Below are 13,680 nucleotides of genomic sequence, written 5' to 3'. Positions count from 1 at the left end.
AAGCCATTAAGCCATTAAAGCATTAAGCCATATAGTTAGCAGGCATCTCAATACGAGCTACGCCAGATTCAACGGCCGCTACTGCTACCGCTTTTGCTACGCGAGGAAGTAGACGTGGGTCCATTGGCTTAGGAATGATGTAGCCTTTACCAAACTCCAGTGCAGTCTCACCTGCAGCGGCGAGTACTTCAGCCGGAACTTCTTCTTTCGCTAGTTCACGAATCGCTTTAACCGCAGCCAGCTTCATCTCATCATTGATTTCGCTCGCACGCACATCAAGCGCACCACGGAAAATGAATGGGAAACAAAGTACGTTGTTTACTTGGTTCGGGTAATCGCTACGGCCTGTACCCATGATAAGGTCAGAACGAACTTCATGAGCAAGCTCTGGCTTGATCTCTGGATCTGGGTTTGAACATGCAAACACAACAGGCTTATCAGCCATCAGCGTGAGTGCTTTAGCTGGTAGCAGGTTAGGACCCGATACGCCCAAGAACAGGTCAGCGCCTTCAATAACATCTTCAAGCGTGCGCTTGTCCGTGTTATTTGCGAATAGCGCTTTGTATTCATTCAAGTCTTCACGACGAGTGTGGATTACACCTTTACGGTCAAGCATGTAGATCTTCTCACGCTGAGCGCCACACTTAATCAGCAGTTCCATACAAGCAACCGCCGCTGCGCCAGCACCCAAACAAACGATCTTACACTCTTCAAGCTTCTTACCTTGAAGCTCAATCGCGTTCAGCATACCTGCAGCCGTTACAATCGCTGTACCGTGTTGGTCATCGTGGAAAACAGGGACATCACAACGCTCAATCAGGCGACGCTCAATCTCAAAACAGTCAGGTGCTTTGATGTCTTCTAGGTTAATACCACCGAATGTATCTGCGATATTCGCAACCGTATCAATGAACTCATCGATTGTGCGGTGTTTTACTTCAATATCGATAGAATCTAAACCAGCAAAACGCTTAAACAGTAGCGCTTTACCTTCCATAACAGGTTTAGAAGCAATAGGGCCAAGGTTACCTAGGCCAAGAATCGCTGTACCGTTAGAGATAACTGCAACCATGTTGCCTTTACCTGTGTACTTATAAACGTTATCAACGTTCTGTGCGATCTCGCGAACAGGCTCAGCCACGCCTGGGCTGTATGCAAGTGCTAGGTCTTCTGCAGAGTTTGCAGGCTTCGTCAGTTCTACTGCAATTTTGCCTGGAATTGGGAACTCATGGTAATCAAGAGCTTGCTGACGGAATTGTTCTTGAGGCGATAACGCTTGAGAGGATTGATCTTGGCGGCTGTCTTCAGACATAGGTGTAGGTTCCTAGGATATTATTATTTGGGGGATCTTGTTCATGTTAATAGATGTACTTCAAAGTTCCTAGGTGGTTAAAGCCTCTGTCTCATTAAAAAACGAGATTTCACTACTAATAAGACCAGTGAGCAGTTGAAATTACTGTCGCTTGTTGAACTTTCGAGCGGATTTCGAGAATGGAGTGTTTGGTGTAAGTTATGAAACAAAACTCAAGCGGGTTGCCTGTCGTTTTCGAGAAGTTGATGGCTGAATAAGATTCAGCGTTTTCTTAAATTTCAGGCAACAAAAAAGGACACCGAAGTGTCCTTTTTATGTCTAAATAGCGAGAATTACTTCTTGCTAGAAAGAGCACCGAAACGCTTGTTGAAGCGATCAACACGGCCGCCAGTATCTACGATACGTTGCTTACCAGTGTAGAATGGGTGACATTTGTCACATACGTCTAGGTGGATAGATTCTTTTGCAAGCGTTGAGTTGAACTCAAATGTGTTGCCGCAAGAACAAGTTGCAGAAACTGCTTTGTATTCTGGGTGGATACCAGTTTTCATGGGATAACCTCAAGTAGGCCGTGTCGCTATACGATTCTAAGCCGCACACCACACGTAGTTAAAAAATAAAATAAAGACACCGCTGCATCACTAAACTGCGATAAAGCCATACCTTTAAGGCGCAGTATAGTAATGAATCTATAAGGCAGGATCAACTGATTTGATACATTTTTCACCAATAGCCTCTTTATTTCCTTTGTCGGCCTGAGATTTCGGGCTCTCGTTATCTTCCTGCGTTAACTCTATACTCTCATCCAAACTGCTCCTCGAATTTAACGCCCTTATCCATTAGACTGTTCGCTCTCGTCAACTCAGATAAAGCTGTCCCTTTATGCGTCCAATGATTGCCCGCGTGGCACTGCCTGTTCCACTAGACAAGCAGTTCGATTACAAGATTCCTAACCACCTATTCCCGATTATTGGTGGACGAGTATCTGTGCCTTTTGGACGACAAACCTTAACTGGTATTGTTACAGCTCTGGTTAACGAATCTGAATTCGATCTAGACAAGCTCAAGCCTATTAAAGCCTTATTAGACAACCAACCCGTTTGGCCAGAATCGGTCTACTCACTCTTGGTATGGTGCAGCCAGTTCTATCAGTATCCACTGGGTGAAACCTTGGCTAATGCTCTACCAAGCGCTTTACGAAAAGGCAAAACTGCCGACTTCGCAACGCTTGTCGAGTGGCAATTGACCCCATCTGGCAGAGATCAACTGATGCAAGGCTTTGGTCGTGCGGTTAAGCAAGCCAAAGTGATGCACATGCTTGAGCACGGCCCGGTTCCTCATCAAGAATTCATTGATGAAGAAGTCGGGAGCGCGGTGCTTAAGACTTTGGAAGAGAAAGGTTGGATTGAGTCGGTAGAGAAAAAGCCAACGCGCCAACCGTGGCCAGTTGAACTTGAAAACGAACAAGACAAGCCGAAGCTCAATGCTGAACAAGCGATCGCGATTGCGACAGTAAATAGCCAAACCGATTTTAGTTGCTTCTTGCTCGAAGGGGTTACCGGCTCAGGTAAGACCGAAGTCTACCTGAATATGATCAAGCCGATTCTCGACCAAGATAAACAAGCGTTAGTCTTAGTACCGGAAATAGGCCTCACTCCACAAACGATTAATCGCTTTAAGCGTCGTTTTAATGTGCCTGTTGAGGTGATTCACTCTGGATTAAACGATTCTGAACGACTGAATGCTTGGTTATCAGCGCGAGACAAAATAGCGGGCATTGTGATTGGTACGCGCTCGGCTCTGTTCACCCCCTTCGCTGATCTGGGAATTATCATTGTCGATGAAGAGCACGACGCCTCTTATAAGCAGCAAGATAGCCTACGCTACCACGCTCGTGATGTAGCGATCATGCGTGCTCATAAAGCACAGATTCCGGTTGTGTTAGGCTCGGCGACTCCGGCCTTTGAAACGCTGCACAACGCTCAGATCGGTAAATACAGTTATCTCACCCTGACTTCACGTGCGGGTGTCGCGCTGCCGACCACCAATAAAGTGTTGGATGTGAAGGGTGAATATCTAGAAAGTGGCTTGTCTGCTTCTTTGATTGCTGAAATGCAAAGACACCTCAAAGCAGGCAACCAAGTGATGTTGTTTCTCAACCGTCGTGGGTTCTCTCCCGCATTGATGTGTCACGATTGTGGTTGGACAGCCGAATGTAAGCGCTGTGATGCCTACTACACCTATCACCAATACAGCAATGAGATGCGCTGCCACCACTGTGGTTCTCAGCAGCATATCGTACACAATTGCCAAGGTTGTGGTTCAGCGAACTTGGTGACGGTGGGTGTTGGTACCGAACAGTTAGAGGCTCAACTTGGTCAGCTATTCCCTGAATACAAAACCATTCGTATTGACCGAGACAGCACCCGCCGCAAAGGCAGCTTAGAAAGCGCGCTAGAGTCGATTCGTAAAGGTGAATACCAAATTCTTATCGGTACACAGATGCTTGCTAAAGGTCACCACTTTCCTGACGTGACACTTGTGGCGTTATTGGATGTTGACGCCTCTTTATATAGTAGTGACTTCCGCGCCTCTGAACGGTTGGCTCAACTGTTTACTCAAGTCGCCGGTCGAGCAGGCCGTGCCAGTAAGCCGGGTGAGGTTATCTTACAAACTCACCATCCAGAACATGGCTTGTTACAAGCGTTGCTGCACAAAGACTATAACCACTTTGCCCAAACCGCATTGGCCGAGCGTAAACAAGCGATGCTGCCACCTTATACCTTTATGACTCTGTTTAGAGCGGAAGCCAATGACACACGTTTGGTGGAAGAGTTCTTGCGTCAGGTTCGTCATACATTAGAATCGCACCCCTTGTTTGACCAATATTGCATGGTTCTAGGTCCCACCCCAGCGCCACTGGCCAAGCGAGCGGGCAAATCACGCTGGCAGTTGATTCTACAAACTCAGACTCGTTCGTTAATGCAGAAGTTATTAATGAGTGCGAAGCCGGCAATTAATATGTTACCTGCTGCGAAAAAAGTCCGTTGGTCACTCGATATTGAGCCGCAAGATTTGAGCTAAACCTACTTGGGTTAAAACTAATGATAAGTTTGTTCACAAATATTTCATATTTCTCGTGAGCAACCTCACACTAGTCATGTGATTTTTGTTAATCTAGCCGTAACTTTACACGGATGAAACGAATAAAATATTGCAATAAAAAAAGTGTTAGCAACACTTTCATAATATCTATCCGATTGTATTAATTATTCACGCCTTAAATACTTAGGCGACAAAGGAACTTAAAAGAGGGTTTAATTTATGGCGACAATGAAGGATGTTGCCCAGCTAGCAGGCGTCTCAACGGCAACGGTATCACGTGCATTGATGAACCCTGAAAAAGTCTCGGTTTCGACTCGTAAACGAGTTGAGACAGCAGTACTTGAAGCTGGATACTCACCCAATACATTAGCTAGAAATTTACGTCGCAACGAATCAAAAACCATCATCACTATCGTTCCTGATATCTGTGACCCTTACTTCGCCGAAATCATTCGTGGTATCGAAGATGCCGCTGTAGAGAATGACTACCTCGTTCTACTGGGTGACAGTGGTCAACAAAAGAAGCGTGAGTCTTCATTTGTTAACTTGGTCTTCACAAAGCAAGCAGACGGTATGCTACTGCTTGGCACTGATCATCCGTTTGATGTCAGTAAGCCTGAGCAAAAGAATTTACCGCCAATGGTTATGGCGTGTGAATTCGCACCTGAGCTTGAACTGCCAACGGTTCACATCGACAACCTAACCTCTGCATTTGAAGCCGTGAATTACCTCGCTCAGTTAGGTCATAAGCGCATCGCTCAGATCTCTGGGCCAACGACTGCAACCCTGTGTAAGTTCCGTCAACAAGGCTACCAACAAGCATTGCGCCGCGCTGGAGTATCAATGAACCCAGCTTACAGCACTGTGGGCGATTTCACCTTTGAAGCGGGTGCGCAAGCGGTTCGTCAATTACTAGCACTTCCTGAACAACCTACAGCGATCTTCTGTCATAACGATGCGATGGCGATTGGTGCGATTCAAGAAGCGAAGAAGCTAGGTTTACGCGTTCCTCAAGACCTATCGATTGTTGGCTTCGATGACATCCAATTCGCTCAATACTGCGATCCACCGCTAACCACTATTTCTCAGCCTCGTTATGAGATTGGACGCCAAGCGATGTTGATGATGCTTGATCTATTGAAGGGCAACGATGTGCAAGCAGGTTCGCGTCTGCTTGAAGCTAAATTAGTCGTTAGAGGCAGCACCGCACCACCTCGAATGTAACCCTCAGAAATACCCTTATAAATCTGCGGCACATTTTGATGTGCCGCTTCCATTTCTGCACTATTATCCTCGCGCAATCTGGATTACCATGAGGACAGAATCAGCAACTATTGAATTGTCTTGTGGCTAATAGAGATTATGTAAAGCGCGGTCGTGGCACGAAAAAACCGACCAAGAAACAAGCCCCTCGCCGTAAACCTTGGCGCAGTGGTCTTTTGGCGATCCTCCTTGCCGGTGGTTTTGGTTATGGACTTTACTTATTGAGTAATGATCCTGAGCCGCCAGCACCAACACCTGTGGCTACCAAACCAAAACCTAAGCCAAAACCAGCGAAAGTGATTCCACCGCCTCCTGAAGAGAAGTGGGACTACGTTGAAACGCTGCCAAGCCGCGAGATTGAAGTTAAAGCCAAAGAGCAAGAGATCTCTAAGATCCCTTACGTGATGCAGTGTGGCGCTTACAAAACGTCAGCACAGGCAGAAACGCGCAAGTTAGATATTGCGTTCCAAGGTATCTCGAGTGAAATCCGTAAAAAAGACGGCAGTAGCTGGTACCGTGTGGTTTTAGGGCCATACAAGTTGAAGCGTGACGCCGAGCGCGATCGTCATAAGCTGCAACGGGCGAAAATCGAACCTTGCGCTATTTGGAAAGACACCGATTAGATTTAGATTTAGATTTAGCGATAGCCGCAGTCTTAATCTTAGCAAAAGCCGAAAACCAAACTCCGAAAGCCTCCCATTGTGGAGGTTTTCTTTTATTTACTCCCTTTAATCAGTTTTCCTTACAACTTCCGCCGATAAGTTGCGCGACATCACTCGCCCTTCCTTGAATTATCCGAGCACCATCCTCATATACTTTTTATACCCAAAGATAAGAAATATTAAGAGGCCCTACTCGTGACTACCATTGTATCTGTACGTCGTAATAATAAAGTCGTCATCGCGGGTGATGGACAAGTATCTCTAGGCAATACTGTAATGAAGGGCAATGCCCGTAAAGTACGTCGCCTATACAACAACAAAGTACTGGCTGGTTTTGCTGGCGGTACGGCAGATGCTTTCACGCTATTCGAAAAATTTGAAAGCAAGCTGCAAATGCACCAAGGCCACCTAACCAAAGCTGCCGTTGAGCTGGCGAAGGATTGGCGTAGCGATCGTGCTCTACGTAAATTAGAAGCACTGCTAGCAGTCGCGGATGAAACCGCTTCACTGATCATTACTGGTAACGGTGACGTCGTTCAACCAGAGAACGACCTGATTGCGATCGGTTCGGGCGGTAACTTCGCTCAAGCAGCAGCGACTGCACTATTAGAAAATACTGATTTAGATGCGCGTGAAATCGCAGAAAAGTCGCTGAACATTGCTGGCGATATCTGTGTATTCACCAACCATCACCACACTATTGAAGAACTAGAAAGCACCGTTGAGCTGCCAAAGCCAGAGTAACGACCGCTTCCATCAATAACGTTGTATTCAACAGTGATTAAAGAATTAAGGAAAAACCATGTCTGAGATGACTCCTCGCGAAATTGTTCACGAACTCAATCGCCACATTATCGGCCAAGACAACGCTAAGCGTTCAGTGGCTATCGCTCTACGTAACCGCTGGCGTCGTATGCAGCTTGAAGAAAGCCTGCGTGTTGAAGTTTCGCCAAAAAACATCCTGATGATTGGCCCAACGGGTGTGGGTAAAACTGAAATTGCTCGCCGTCTAGCGAAACTCGCTAATGCGCCGTTCATCAAGGTAGAAGCGACTAAATTCACCGAAGTTGGCTACGTTGGTAAAGAAGTTGAGACCATCATCCGAGATCTAACGGACGTTGCGATCAAGATGACACATCAACAAGCGATGGAAAAAGTACAATACCGCGCTGAAGAGCAAGCTGAAGAACGTATTCTTGATGCACTTCTACCACCAGCACGTGATGCTTGGGGTCAGAACGAGCAATCAACGGAAGACACCACCTCTTCAAACACTCGTCAGATTTTCCGCAAGAAACTGCGCGAAGGTAAGCTAGACGACAAAGAGATTGAAGTTGATGTAGCCGCGCCGCAAATGGGCGTTGAAATCATGTCACCTCCAGGCATGGAAGAGATGACCAACCAGCTGCAAGGCATGTTCCAAAACCTAGCGGGCGACACCAAGAAAAAGCGTAAGATGAAAATCAAAGACGCATTCAAAGCACTGACTGAAGAAGAAGCTGCGAAGCTTGTGAACCAGGAAGAGCTAAAAGAGAGCGCAATCTTCAACGCTGAAAACAACGGCATCGTATTCATCGATGAGATCGACAAAATCTGTAAGCGTGGCGACAGCTCAGGCCCAGACGTATCTCGTGAAGGTGTTCAGCGCGACCTACTGCCTCTAATCGAAGGCAGCACAGTATCAACGAAGCACGGCATGGTTAAAACTGACCACATCTTGTTTATCACATCAGGTGCATTCCAAGTGGCTAAGCCATCTGACCTGATCCCTGAATTGCAAGGTCGTCTGCCAATCCGCGTAGAACTTGAAGCGCTTTCTGCACATGACTTCAAACGTATTCTTACTGAGCCAAAGGCATCACTGACCGAGCAGTACATTGCCCTGATGAAAACAGAAGATGTCGGCATTGAGTTCACTGAAGATGGCATCAACCAAATTGCAGACGCAGCATGGCGTGTGAACGAAACCACTGAAAACATCGGTGCGCGTCGTCTACACACAGTCATGGAGCGCCTAATGGATGAAATTTCATTTGACGCAACAGACCGAGCAGGCAGTAAATTGCTGATTGATGAAGCTTATGTAATATCTAAGCTTGGCGAGCTCGTAGAAGACGAAGACCTAAGTCGCTTCATCCTGTAGCACACAAAACTCCAACTTATTGCTCTATCTCAAAGAAATAGCAGCTAATAAGCGAATTCAAGGCCCACTTTCGAGTGGGCTTTTTATTACCCGAAAAATGGGCGTATACTCAAATCACAGTTTGAAACGAAGACTTACAAAGAAATAGACCTACGATGAAACAATCTCTACTGATTTGGCTTGATGCCGCACGACCAAAAACTCTGCCTCTCGCACTCGTCTCTATTCTTACAGGAAGTAGTTTAGCATTCGCCGGCGGTCAGTTTTCTCTATCAATAGCCCTACTGGCTTTTTTAACTGCCACCTTATTACAAATTCTGTCGAACCTAGCCAATGACTATGGCGACGCAGTAAAAGGCACCGACAACGAAAACCGTCTGGGGCCAACACGCGCAATGCAATCCGGCGCGGTGACCGCGAAAACCATGAAGCAAGCGATCATCCTCAACATCGTGTTTACCATGCTCGCTGGGCTGATTCTTATTTTTCATGCCTTAACCTCGATTGAAAGCATCTTATCTTTCATCGCGTTAGGCGTATTAGCCATAATGGCTGCCATCGCTTACACAGTGGGTAATAAACCTTATGGTTATATTGGCCTTGGCGACTTATCGGTATTTATCTTCTTCGGTTTGTTAGGCGTTTCAGGCACATACTTCCTACACACTGGTCATGTTGAGCCAAGCCTATTTCTTCCGGCCTTAGGTTGTGGATTAATGGCGGTTGCGGTACTCAACATCAACAACATGCGTGATATAGAGAACGACAGCGAATGTGGTAAGCGCACCATGGCGGTTCGCCTAGGGCAACGCAAAGCCAAGCACTATCATTTTGCACTGCTTGGGCTCGCCCTTGCTTCTTTCGCTATCTACCTACTGATTCAAGAAAAGCCGGCCTGGATCAGCCTGCCGTTTTTACTGAGCATTGTTATTGTTTACAAACATGGCAAGGCCGTTTGGGAAACCGAAAAACCAGCGCAGATTGCACCAATGATGCCAGTGATTGTGAAATGCTCACTGGTCACTAACCTATTGTTTGCAGGGGTTGTCGTAGCTCAAACTCTATTGAGTTAAATGAGACTAATCATTGCAAAGGGATCAAGCACCGATATACTCAAAGTAAGCTCATTGTTCAAAAGGTATACTAATGGAATACAACACTTCAGCACTGTGCGACATATATTTGGATCAAGTTGATGTCGTGGAGCCCATGTTCAGCAACTTCGGGGGACGTGCATCCTTCGCAGGACAGATCACGACATTAAAGTGTTTTGAAGACAATGCTTTGATTCGCTCCGTATTAGAGCAAGATGGTCTGGGACGTGTGTTGTTAATCGATGGTGGCGGCTCACTACGCAAAGCGCTGATCGATGCTGAGATTGCCCTACTTGCCGAAGACAATGAGTGGGAAGGTATTGTGGTTTACGGCTGCGTTCGTGAAGTCGATGAGCTAGAAGACATGAACATTGGTATTCAGGCTTTGGCTTCAATCCCTGTTGGTGCGAGCCAAGAAGGTGTCGGCGAATTGGACGTACCGGTCAACTTTGGCAGCGTAACCTTCTTACCGGAAGATTACCTCTACGCTGACAACACCGGCATTATTCTTTCGGCAGAGCCTTTAGATGTAGAACTTGATCTGGATGTTGAAGAAGAAGAGATCGAGTAACTCTCACTCAGCTTCAAATAATAAAACAAACCATAAGAACACGAAGCATAAGAATACAAACAAAAACGCCCGCTACTCAGTAGCGGGCGTTTTTTTTAAATCTGAAGAGTCAATTACTCTACGTCATCCATTTTACCAAGAAGGTTACGGATGCGATCTTGCCACGCTGAATGCTCTTCCTGCATTTGCTGAGTTTTTTGCTCTAGCTCGTGACGGCTTTCTTTAAGCTCACCAGCTTCTGTTGCTAGTGCTTGTTTCTCTTCTTTAAGCTCTTCCACTTCCATTTGAAGAAGTGCAATTGTATCTACTGCTGTTTGAATTTTTGCTTCTAGCTGCTCTAGTACTTCAAAAGACATTCTGGCCTACCTTTAAGTTATCCGTTTGATGGTGAAGGTCTACTCCACTTATTTCCCCATTCTACTCAGCAGAGCAAGGATAAACACTCAATATATTCGATATTTTGCGCCATTCGATGAAAAAAACAGCGCTTTTTACCGAATATTGACGTGAATTATTACTACCGCGACAACAGACTGATTATTTTGATGAATATTACCTGTTTTCACCCGCAAATTGATCAAGAGCAATCCCCAAAAAACAAAAAGGCAAACGTTTCCTTTGGGATATGGTAAAATTCGCCGCGAAATTTCTATTCCCCTTTTGAAAATTTTGGAGTCCGCATGAAACGCGATTTAGCAATGTCATTCTCTCGTGTCACTGAAGGTGCAGCACTAGCTGGTTACAAGTGGCTTGGCCGCGGCGATAAAAACGCTGCAGATGGCGCTGCTGTAGAAGTAATGCGTAGCCTACTGAACAAAACCGAAATTAGCGGCGAGATCGTTATCGGCGAAGGTGAAATCGATGATGCACCTATGCTATACATCGGCGAAAACGTCGGTATTGGCGGTGATGCAGTAGATATCGCCGTTGACCCAATTGAAGGGACTCGCATGACAGCAATGGGCCAATCAAATGCATTGGCTGTATTGGCTGCAGGCGAAAAAGGTAGCTTCCTAAAAGCGCCAGACATGTACATGGAAAAATTGGTTGTTGGCCCTGGTGCAAAAGGCGTGATTGACCTAGAACTACCACTGACAGAAAACCTAGAAAACATCGCCAAAGCACTAGGTAAAACACTCGATACACTGGTAGTAACCACATTGGCTAAGCCACGTCATGATCAAGTGATTGCCGACATGCAAGCGATGGGCGTTCGTGTATTCGCAGTGCCAGATGGTGATGTTGCTGCTTCTATCCTAACGTGTATGCCAGACAGTGAAGTCGACGTAATGTACTGCATCGGCGGCGCGCCTGAAGGCGTGGTTTCGGCTGCGGTTATTCGCGCACTCGACGGCGACATGCACGCACGTCTGCTTCCTCGTCATGAAGTAAAAGGCGATACAGAAGAGAACCGCAAACACGGTGAGCTTGAACTAGAGCGTTGTGCAGAAATGGGCGTAACGGCGGGTATCGTGTTGAAGATGGAAGACATGGCTCGTAGCGACAACGTTGTGTTCTCTGCAACGGGTATTACTAAGGGTGACCTACTAGAAGGCATCACTCGTACAGGCAATATCGCAACCACAGAAACACTGCTTATCCGTGGTCGCTGCCGTACTATTCGTCGCATCAAGTCTATTCACTATCTAGAACGTAAAGACCCAGAAGTGATTGGTCACATCCTGTAAACCTAAACTAGGTTCAACAGAACACGCGAAGGCTGATACCAAGTATCAGCCTTTTGTTTTATTGGCCATCAATAACCTGTGCATTTCACCTACGCCATAGTAAATGGTTTGCTTTATAAACACCTTGCCTCATAATAGTAAGGTTCATTAGGTAGAGATAGTATGAAAACAAGCGACAAAATCTTACAGACCATTAAGCGTCAAGGCGCGGTAACCGCGAAACAACTGTCAGAAGAATTTGGCATGACGACAATGGGTGCCAGACAGCACCTACAAAGTTTGGAAGATGACGGTATTCTTGCGTTTCATGATGTTAAAGTAAAAGTAGGTCGCCCAACTCGCCATTGGTCCCTGACTCAACAAGGCCATGGTCAATTTTCAGATCGACACGGTGAGCTCACGATTCAAGTGATCGATGCTGTCGAGAATCTGTTTGGTAAAGAGGGGTTAGCTAAGGTTGCGGCCGAGCGTGAACAACACACCCTTAAGCAATATCAAACCGCGCTGTCTGATTGTGACTCGCTGATCAGCAAGCTTAAAAAACTCACCCAGCTGCGTGAAGACGAAGGCTACATGGCTGAACTTCAAGAGCATGACGATCACTACATCTTGATCGAGAACCACTGCCCTATCTGCAAGGCTGCGACTCGCTGCCCTAGCCTGTGCCAATCTGAGCTCAATGTTTTCAAAGAATTACTCAAAGATGAATGTCATGTGAGCCGCACTGAACACATCATTACTGGCGAGCGTCGTTGTACTTATACTCTAACGCCAAGTTACTGATCCTGTCTCAATGTTGAGAAAACACCAATAGATTAAAATTTGTACAAATTTCTTTCTTAAGCTTAAAGCATATGAAACATGCTTAATGCTAAGGAAGGAATCATGGCACATCCACAGCCCAATCAAAAACTGCCCCCTTTTGATGAACTGGTCCAACTCGCGAAAAGCGATCCGAAAGCATTCGATCAATTCAAACACGAGATGTGCGAACAGATGATTTGCTCAGCCTCAGAGACCATGCAAAACAGGCTTCGCGCTCAACAAAGTCATATCGATTTAGTCGTCAGCCGCTGCAAGAATCCACATCACGCTAATGTTGTTCTGATGCAAGAGCTGCGCTGTCAGGTCTGTAAATTCCAAGATGCACTCAAAGGCCGCTGCGATTTTGAAGAATCTCTGCCTGAAAATGTCGTGCCTTTCAGGCCAAATACAGAGCCAAAAATATACTAACCGTTACAATAGACTAACTGTTGAAATGTACTAGCGCCAAAAACCCATTCAAAGAAAAACGCCTTAAAAATAAAAAGGGAGCACAAGGCTCCCTTCTTACTTCTCAATCATTCAACCTTTAAACGGGATCTTCGCCGTAATCATTGCGGCCTTCTGTGCCTTTCAACAAGCCACACTCAATCAGAATCCATAAGCCACACACTAATGCAGCAACCGTTGCCGCCATATGAACTGGCGATACTGGCTCTGTCGTGGTCGCTGCCATTGGTGAAGCAAGGCGCCCTAGCACGAGTGGCACATTCAGCAATAGCCAGTAGTTCGACTTATTGCGGTCGTGCCAGCGCTTAGCAGTGACCGCCAGATCTGGGATCACTAGCAGCAACAGGAAGATTGGTAGCAGGATGTAAGAGTAAGTAGGGAATAAAACAGAGATACCAGTAGCGAAACCAGTAATCGCTATATAGTAGAAAATATTCCAAATCCAGTAAGTCTTACGACCAATTCTCCCTTTGAAAGAGAGCAGTAAATCTTTCATCGACATCTTAAATACTCAAAAAATTAATACGCTACCAAAAAGTTAGCAGCAAATAGTCAGTTAATCACTTTTAG

14 protein-coding genes are annotated in these 13,680 nt (G+C 46.0%); 10 read left to right on the top strand and 4 right to left on the bottom strand.

All coding sequences use genetic code 11. The annotated features are described in order from the left end of the window. Nucleotides 1-22: 22 nt before the first annotated feature. Both H5300_RS17085 and rpmE read right to left on the bottom strand, forming a co-directional pair. A complete protein-coding gene (locus H5300_RS17085; RefSeq protein ID WP_017077602.1) occupies nucleotides 23-1,312 on the bottom strand; it encodes a malic enzyme-like NAD(P)-binding protein in 1,290 nt (429 codons plus the stop codon). Between the two features lie 332 nt (nucleotides 1,313-1,644). Beyond that, a complete protein-coding gene (gene rpmE / locus H5300_RS17080) occupies nucleotides 1,645-1,863 on the bottom strand; it encodes a 50S ribosomal protein L31 (protein ID WP_004729688.1) in 219 nt (72 codons plus the stop codon). Between the two features lie 331 nt (nucleotides 1,864-2,194). Between rpmE and priA the strand changes: the two genes are divergently transcribed. The 7 genes from priA (at nucleotide 2,195) to rraA (ending at nucleotide 10,150) form a co-directional block, all read left to right on the top strand. Further along, on the top strand, nucleotides 2,195-4,396 hold the full coding sequence (gene priA, locus H5300_RS17075) for a primosomal protein N' (RefSeq protein ID WP_182796486.1): 2,202 nt from the start codon (nucleotides 2,195-2,197) through the stop codon (nucleotides 4,394-4,396). Nucleotides 4,397-4,636: 240 nt separating this feature from the next. Next, entirely contained in the window at nucleotides 4,637-5,641 is a 1,005-nt protein-coding gene (gene cytR / locus H5300_RS17070; protein WP_004729690.1) for a DNA-binding transcriptional regulator CytR, read from the top strand. Between the two features lie 122 nt (nucleotides 5,642-5,763). Then, nucleotides 5,764-6,303, top strand: coding sequence for a cell division protein FtsN (ftsN, locus tag H5300_RS17065; protein ID WP_029222060.1), 540 nt, complete (start codon nucleotides 5,764-5,766; stop codon nucleotides 6,301-6,303). Between the two features lie 234 nt (nucleotides 6,304-6,537). After that, nucleotides 6,538-7,086, top strand: a complete 549-nt coding sequence (hslV, locus tag H5300_RS17060; RefSeq protein ID WP_004729692.1) for an ATP-dependent protease subunit HslV — start codon at nucleotides 6,538-6,540, stop codon at nucleotides 7,084-7,086. Nucleotides 7,087-7,144: 58 nt separating this feature from the next. Next, nucleotides 7,145-8,485 (top strand): HslU--HslV peptidase ATPase subunit, encoded by a 1,341-nt coding sequence (hslU, locus tag H5300_RS17055; protein WP_017077598.1) that lies wholly within the window; start codon nucleotides 7,145-7,147, stop codon nucleotides 8,483-8,485. A gap of 155 nt (nucleotides 8,486-8,640) precedes the next feature. Next, nucleotides 8,641-9,558, top strand: coding sequence for a 1,4-dihydroxy-2-naphthoate polyprenyltransferase (locus tag H5300_RS17050; RefSeq protein WP_102504178.1), 918 nt, complete (start codon nucleotides 8,641-8,643; stop codon nucleotides 9,556-9,558). A 73-nt stretch (nucleotides 9,559-9,631) separates the two neighbouring features. Next, complete coding sequence (gene rraA / locus H5300_RS17045; RefSeq protein WP_004729695.1) at nucleotides 9,632-10,150, top strand: ribonuclease E activity regulator RraA; 519 nt, start codon at nucleotides 9,632-9,634, stop codon at nucleotides 10,148-10,150. A 113-nt stretch (nucleotides 10,151-10,263) separates the two neighbouring features. Here the strand turns inward: rraA and zapB are convergent, their stop codons facing one another. Beyond that, on the bottom strand, nucleotides 10,264-10,506 hold the full coding sequence (zapB, locus tag H5300_RS17040; RefSeq protein WP_004729696.1) for a cell division protein ZapB: 243 nt from the start codon (nucleotides 10,504-10,506) through the stop codon (nucleotides 10,264-10,266). A gap of 324 nt (nucleotides 10,507-10,830) precedes the next feature. Between zapB and glpX the strand changes: the two genes are divergently transcribed. From glpX to H5300_RS17025, 3 genes are all read left to right on the top strand, one after another. Beyond that, nucleotides 10,831-11,838 carry a class II fructose-bisphosphatase gene (gene glpX, locus H5300_RS17035; RefSeq protein WP_004729697.1) on the top strand — a complete coding sequence of 336 codons (1,008 nt, stop codon included), beginning with the start codon at nucleotides 10,831-10,833 and terminating at the stop codon, nucleotides 11,836-11,838. Between the two features lie 162 nt (nucleotides 11,839-12,000). Next, a complete protein-coding gene (locus tag H5300_RS17030) occupies nucleotides 12,001-12,621 on the top strand; it encodes a metalloregulator ArsR/SmtB family transcription factor (RefSeq protein WP_004729698.1) in 621 nt (206 codons plus the stop codon). 102 nt (nucleotides 12,622-12,723) lie between these two features. Next, nucleotides 12,724-13,071, top strand: coding sequence for a DUF3135 domain-containing protein (locus H5300_RS17025; protein ID WP_182796485.1), 348 nt, complete (start codon nucleotides 12,724-12,726; stop codon nucleotides 13,069-13,071). A gap of 118 nt (nucleotides 13,072-13,189) precedes the next feature. Here H5300_RS17025 and H5300_RS17020 read toward each other — a convergent pair whose 3' ends face one another. Further along, entirely contained in the window at nucleotides 13,190-13,612 is a 423-nt protein-coding gene (locus H5300_RS17020; protein WP_017077593.1) for a DUF805 domain-containing protein, read from the bottom strand. Nucleotides 13,613-13,680: the final 68 nt, after the last annotated feature.

Origin of the sequence: Vibrio sp. SG41-7 (assembly GCF_014164465.1) — a bacterium.
Classification (GTDB): domain Bacteria; phylum Pseudomonadota; class Gammaproteobacteria; order Enterobacterales; family Vibrionaceae; genus Vibrio; species Vibrio splendidus.
This window is presented reverse-complemented; position numbering and strand designations above follow the sequence as displayed.